General features: G+C 51.1%; 5 protein-coding genes. All 5 read right to left on the bottom strand.

The genetic code is table 11. The features are described from left to right. A partial coding sequence (topA, locus tag ACTHS3_RS07950; protein WP_440367613.1) for a type I DNA topoisomerase occupies positions 1-1,712 on the bottom strand: 1,712 nt, incomplete at its 3' end. Between the two features lie 73 nt (positions 1,713-1,785). After that, positions 1,786-2,241, bottom strand: a complete 456-nt coding sequence (locus tag ACTHS3_RS07945) for a DUF494 family protein (protein WP_070624746.1) — start codon at positions 2,239-2,241, stop codon at positions 1,786-1,788. Positions 2,242-2,265: 24 nt separating this feature from the next. After that, positions 2,266-3,456, bottom strand: coding sequence for a DNA-processing protein DprA (dprA, locus tag ACTHS3_RS07940; protein WP_004520183.1), 1,191 nt, complete (start codon positions 3,454-3,456; stop codon positions 2,266-2,268). A 235-nt stretch (positions 3,457-3,691) separates the two neighbouring features. After that, positions 3,692-4,966, bottom strand: coding sequence for a sigma-54-dependent transcriptional regulator (locus ACTHS3_RS07935; RefSeq protein WP_440367611.1), 1,275 nt, complete (start codon positions 4,964-4,966; stop codon positions 3,692-3,694). Further along, a partial coding sequence (locus tag ACTHS3_RS07930; RefSeq protein WP_440367609.1) for a sensor histidine kinase occupies positions 4,953-5,933 on the bottom strand: 981 nt, incomplete at its 5' end. The genes ACTHS3_RS07935 and ACTHS3_RS07930, both read right to left, overlap by 14 nt.

Here is a 5,933-nt window from a genome sequence, read left to right as displayed (position 1 = left end):
ATACCCTCTTTTTCTTCTACTTGCTTGATAAATGGTTTCCAGAATTTATCCATCACGGGAATCCATTGGCGTTTGCCGTTGGCAATTTCGTCAAGCTGGTCTTCGAGTTTGGCGGTGAAGTGGTAATCGACATATTGGGCGAAGTGTTCGGTCAGGAATTTGTTGACGATGTCGCCTGTGTCGGTGGGCATAAAGCGTTTTTGCTCAAGGGTAACGTATTCACGGTCTTTGAGCGTGGAGATGATGCTGGCGTAGGTCGAGGGGCGGCCGATGCCGTATTCTTCGAGGGCTTTAACCAGCGTGGCTTCGTTGTAGCGCGGCGGCGGGGTGGTAAAGTGTTGTTCGCCGTAGAGTTTGTCCACAGGCAGTTTGTCGCCTTCGCTCATTTCAGGCAGTTTTTTGCTGTCTTCGCTCTCTTCGTCGTCACTGCTTTCTTCATACACGCTCAAAAAGCCTGCGAAAGTCTGCACTTGTCCGGTTACGCGGAATACGCCTTTGCCGACGGTAATATCGACAGTGGTTTGGTCGAATTTGGCGGGCGTCATCTGACAGGCAACGGTACGCTGCCAAATCATTTGATAGAGTTTGAACTGGTCTGCGCTCAGGAAGGGTTTGACGCTTTCAGGCGTGCGGTACACAGAAGTCGGGCGGATCGCTTCGTGGGCTTCTTGGGCATTTTTGGACTTGGTTTTGTACTGCTTGGCCGAACTTGGCAGATATTCTTTGCCGATTTTGTTTTCGATGTAATAGCGGATTTCGGTTAACGCTTCATCGGCCAAATTCACGCTGTCGGTACGCATATAGGTAATCAGACCGATGGCGCCCTGCCCTACGTCTATACCTTCGTAAAGCTGCTGGGCGGTACGCATGGTGCGGTCGGTAGTGAAACCGAGTTTGCGCACGGCATCCTGCTGCATGGTGGATGTGGTGAACGGCGCGGCTGGGTTGCGGCTGCGCTTTTTCTTTTCGATGGCGGTAACGACAGCCTCTTTGCCTTCGAGTTCTTTCAACACGTCGGCTTGCGCGGCTTCGTTCGGTAGGTCGAATTGTTCGAGTTTCGCGCCGTTGTATTGGGCGAGTTTGGCGGTGAACTTGCTGCGGCCTTTGTGGCTGTCGAGATGCACCGTCCAATATTCCTGCGCTTCAAACGCGCGGATTTCGTTTTCGCGTTCGCAAATCAAACGCAGTGCGGGACTTTGCACACGGCCTGCGCTCAAACCGCGGCGGATTTTTTTCCACAACAATGGCGAAAGGTTGAAACCAACCAAATAGTCCAAAGCGCGACGGGCTTGTTGCGCATCGACCAAATCCATTTCGATTTCGCGCGGATGGGCAACCGCATCGAGCACGGCGTTTTTGGTGATTTCGTGGAACACGACACGCTGCGGTTTGATGTTTTTCAATCCGCGTTTGGATTTAAGGATTTCCAAAAGATGCCAAGAAATGGCTTCGCCTTCCCTATCCGGGTCAGTTGCGAGGTAGATGTTTTCAGCTTCTTTGGCACCGGCAACGATGGCATCGACGTGTTTGCTGTTGCGGCTGATCAGTTGGTATTTCATGGCAAAGCCATTGTCAGGATCGACTGCTCCGCTTTTCGGAACCAAATCGCGGACATGACCGTAAGACGCCAAGATTTCAAAATCACCGCCCAGATATTTTTTCAGGGTTTTGGCTTTGGACGGGGATTCGACGATTAATAGGTTTTTCGCCATTGTTGTTCTCTTTTGGATGTATTGGGTTTATGTTTCAGACGGCCTTTATTATTGAGGCCGTCTGAAAAAAGGTTTAGTGCATCACGTTTTGTCCGGTCAACGCACTCATCAAGTCGTCGCCTATCAGGACGGGTAACTCGCTCTTGTGCATCCACAACACCAGCAATACCAACACTTTGGCGGTATCGAGGGTGATTTCGTCCGATGGAATGTGCATCAGGGCATGAATGACGATTTCGCGTTGCTCATAAGTAATTGCGTGTTCGGTAACCAAATACTGCATCAAGCCCATGACTTCCTGCGGCAGGTTGTCAGCTTCTTCACGGCAGAATACGCGCAGGGAGTCGCTGTTAAACGGCTCAGCATAGAATTCGGACGTATTGAACAAGACTTCCATCATCATTAATGTATTGCCGATTTCCGTAGCATCAAAACCCGCATCTTCCAAGAGGCGACCCAAATCCTCCGGAGGCGGACAATTGTCGAAATCTTGGAAGTGTTCGATTAAATAGGCAATGACTTCGGTCATGCTGGTTCCTTAAATATAGATAATTCATGCTTTGACACGCTGATAACGGCCGCCCGGCAAGGCGGCAACGATACCGTCAAGTTCGTATTCCAAAAGCTGTGCGTACACGTCTGCCGCCGCCGTATTGGTTTGTTGCGCCAAAATATCGGGATGTATCGGGTCGTAACCCATTGCTTCCAATAAAGCGCTTGTTGATGGGGCGGCAGATAGGTTTTCAGACGGCCTTTGCGGTTCATCCGCTATTGTTTTTGGTTGCAGATGTTTGGTTTGATCGTTTTTCAGTTTTACCGTCTTATTTATAGAATATGATGGAACAGGCGTATTTTGCAATAGCTGCGGACACTCATGGAGAATATCGTCCAGACATTCCACCAGTTTTGCCCCGTCTTTAATCAGCTTGTGGCAGCCTTTGCTATGCGGATTGTCTATCGACCCGGGCACCGCCATCACTTCGCGCCCCATCTCTGCCGCCAGCTTGGCGGTAATCAATGAGCCAGATTCCAATGCCGCCTCGACCACCAATGTCAGCTGCGATAATGCGGCAATCAAACGGTTGCGGCGCGGAAAGTTGCCTGCAAACGGACGCGTATCTAAAGGGAACTCGCTGACAATCAATCCCCTTTCGGCAATTTCATAAGCAAGGTTTTTATTGGACGGCGGATAAATGCGGTCTATACCGGTTCCCCAGACGGCGATGGTGCCGCCATCTGCCTGCAATGCCCCCTGATGGGCGGCGGTATCGATACCCGAAGCCATACCCGATACGACGGGAATGCCTTTTTCGCTCAACGCCCTACCGAAATCTTTGGCAATTCGCATTGCCTGCGGCGTGGCATGGCGGCTGCCGACCATCGCGGCAGAAGGTGTGTGCAGCAGCTCTGCATTGCCGCGTAAAAACAAGACCGGCGGCGCGGTAATGCCTTGTGTCAGCATTTCGGGGAAATCATCATCTTGCAGCAGCAACAAACGGCAACCGTCCTGCATTTCCCATTGTAAAGCGGCTTCAGCAGACTGCTGCGCCAAAGCCCGTTTGTCCGCATTACGCCACGACTCGGCTGCCTGTTTATGGCGCACCAACGCGGCAATTTTGTCTGCCGGCGCATTCAAGGCAGCTTGTGCGCTACCGAATTGCTGCAACAGCACCAAAAAACTTTCTGCGCCGATATAGGGCGTAAATGCCAGTTGCAACCAAGCAAAACGCTCGTTTTCCGTCATCAATCTGTTCCCTTTTCGTAATGTTTTTTTCAGACGGCCTGAAGTAAATCAAGGCCGTCTGAAAATTTTATTGATATAAAACTTCTGTCGGCTTAAAAGGCAAAATAACAATGCCTAGCCATACCATTATTTTTATAAAGTATTGCTTGTCTAAGCAAACCGTCAAATGACGATGCCGTCTGAAAAACCTGATGGCTTTCAGACGGCCTCTTTTGTGTTTGAACCGATATTGCGCTTATTCTTCGGATTTGTCGGCGCTGCGGCGCGATACGCTGATACCGAGTTGTTTGAGTTTGCGGTAAAGGTGTGTACGCTCCAAACCGACCTTTTGCGCCACGCGGCTCATATTTTGGCCTTCTTGGGCGATGTGGTACTCAAAGTAACGGCGCTCGACTTCTTCCCTCAATTCGCGCAAAGGCATATTGAAATTGAAGCCGCCGATGATTTCTGTCGCCGTCGCGTTTTCCTTCTGACCCAAAGCCACGGCAACGGCCTGCTCGTCCACTTCTTTGCCGTCAGATTCCAACATGATGTTTTTCACCGTTTCGGCAAGCTGGTCGTAATTGCCCGGCCAATCGTATTGGCGCAAAACCACCAATGCGCTGTCGCTGAATTTTACCGGCTGGATTTTTTGACTTTCGGCCAAATCGGTCATGATGCGGTTGATTAAAAAGACGATGTCGTCCGGCTGGCTGCGCAAAGAAGGAACATTGATGCGCTCTTTCAACAGCTCTGCTAATCGGCCGGCAACGACGTCATCGGCGCCCTCACCTCGTTTAAAACCGCATGAAGCAATCACACGGACATTGTAGCGGTCGGCTTTTTCCAGCAAGAAAGCAATGCCGTTTTGGATGTTTTTGCTGTAACGGGCAATATCGCCGACATACAAAATACCGCCTGATGCCTTTTGCAACAGCTCCATCGGCGTATCAACAATGTGTTCGACACGGTCGGTTGCCACCCAAGGCGTACCGCTTTTGTGCAGATAGCGGGCGACAATCTCAAACGGCGAGCCAGCCTCACCGGCCAACAACAGCGGGCGGTTGTGTTTGGCGGCCGCTTCAATACTGCCGTTCATTTCTTGAATGACGGAACTGTTGCCCAGTTTGTCCAAAGTCATGCAGGAGGCCGTCTGAACTTCGCCATGTTTCAAGGCGCGTTCTACTGCGGACAAGAGTTTTTGCAGGGCAATCGGTTTTTCCAGAAAATCGAGCGCGCCGATTTTAGTGGCTTCAACCGCAGTGTCAATGCTGGCATGGCCGCTCATCATAACCACAGGCATATTGAGTTGGCCGTTTTTCGCCCACTCTTTCAACAAAGTGATGCCGTCGCAATCGGGCATCCAAATGTCCAGCAATACCATGGCCGGACGCGTTTGATAACGCAATTGGCGCGCTTCTTCGGCATTTTCGGCCAAAGTGACGGTATAGCCTTCATCTTGAAGGATTTCGGAGAGCAGGTCGCGGATGCCTACTTCATCATCTACAATCAAAATATCACTGCTTCGCATAAGTTTCTGCCATTTCCGGTAAAGCTATTTTGACGCACGCGCCGCCACTGTTCTGATTGCTCAGGCTGATACGGCCGCCATGCTCCTCGATAATTTTTTTCACAACGGGCAAACCCAGCCCCGTTCCTGTCGGTTTGTCGGTAACGTACGGCTCAAAAGCATTGTGCAGCATTTCTTTGCTGAAACTTTTGCCGTTGTTGCAGACGGTCAGGAAAACCTGTCCGCCTTCGCGCCCTGTTTCGACGTTTACTTGAGGCGCTTCGTCCGACTCTGCCGCTTCTGCAGCATTCTTAAATAGGTTATGCAACACTTGGCGCATCGCCGTCGTATCGGCAACAATCGGCAGGGCGTCGGCGCTGAGCCGTGCATTAAACTTGCACGCGCCGGCCTCATATAATACCAATACTTCCGACACCAAACCGTTTAAATCTTGTTTTTCTAAATTCAGCGACGGCGCACGCGCATAGTTGCGGAACGCTTCGACCATTTCTTTCAGCGCGGCCACCTGTTTGACGATGGTATCGGTTGAACGGCTGAGAATTTGGGCGTCTTGTTCATCTAGTTTATCATGCAATTTCCATGCCAATCTCTCGGCGGAAAGCTGGATAGGCGTAAGCGGATTACGGATTTCGTGCGCCAAACGTTTCGCCACTTCGCCCCATGCGGCCTCTTTTTGCGCCCGCATCAAGACGGTAATGTCATCAATCACCATCACCACGCCGTTATCATTGTCTTCCGGCAAAATGGTGGCTTTGCCCAACAAGATTCGGGCATCATCGGGCGCGGCGTATTCGACTTGGACGGGTTTGTTGCTATCGGCGGTTTCATTAATGGCGGCAAACACATCGGCCAACAGGGTTTGCTGCGGCGATTTGCCGTGCCATTGATGCCAGTTACTGCCCCACAAAGACACCAGCGAAACGCCCAAAATCTGTTCGGCGGCCTTGTTAAAGGTTTTCAGACGGCC

The organism is Neisseria sp. P0009.S007 (assembly GCF_051962515.1).
Note: the sequence above shows the minus strand (reverse complement) of the source record. Positions and strands in the feature narration are given on the sequence as shown.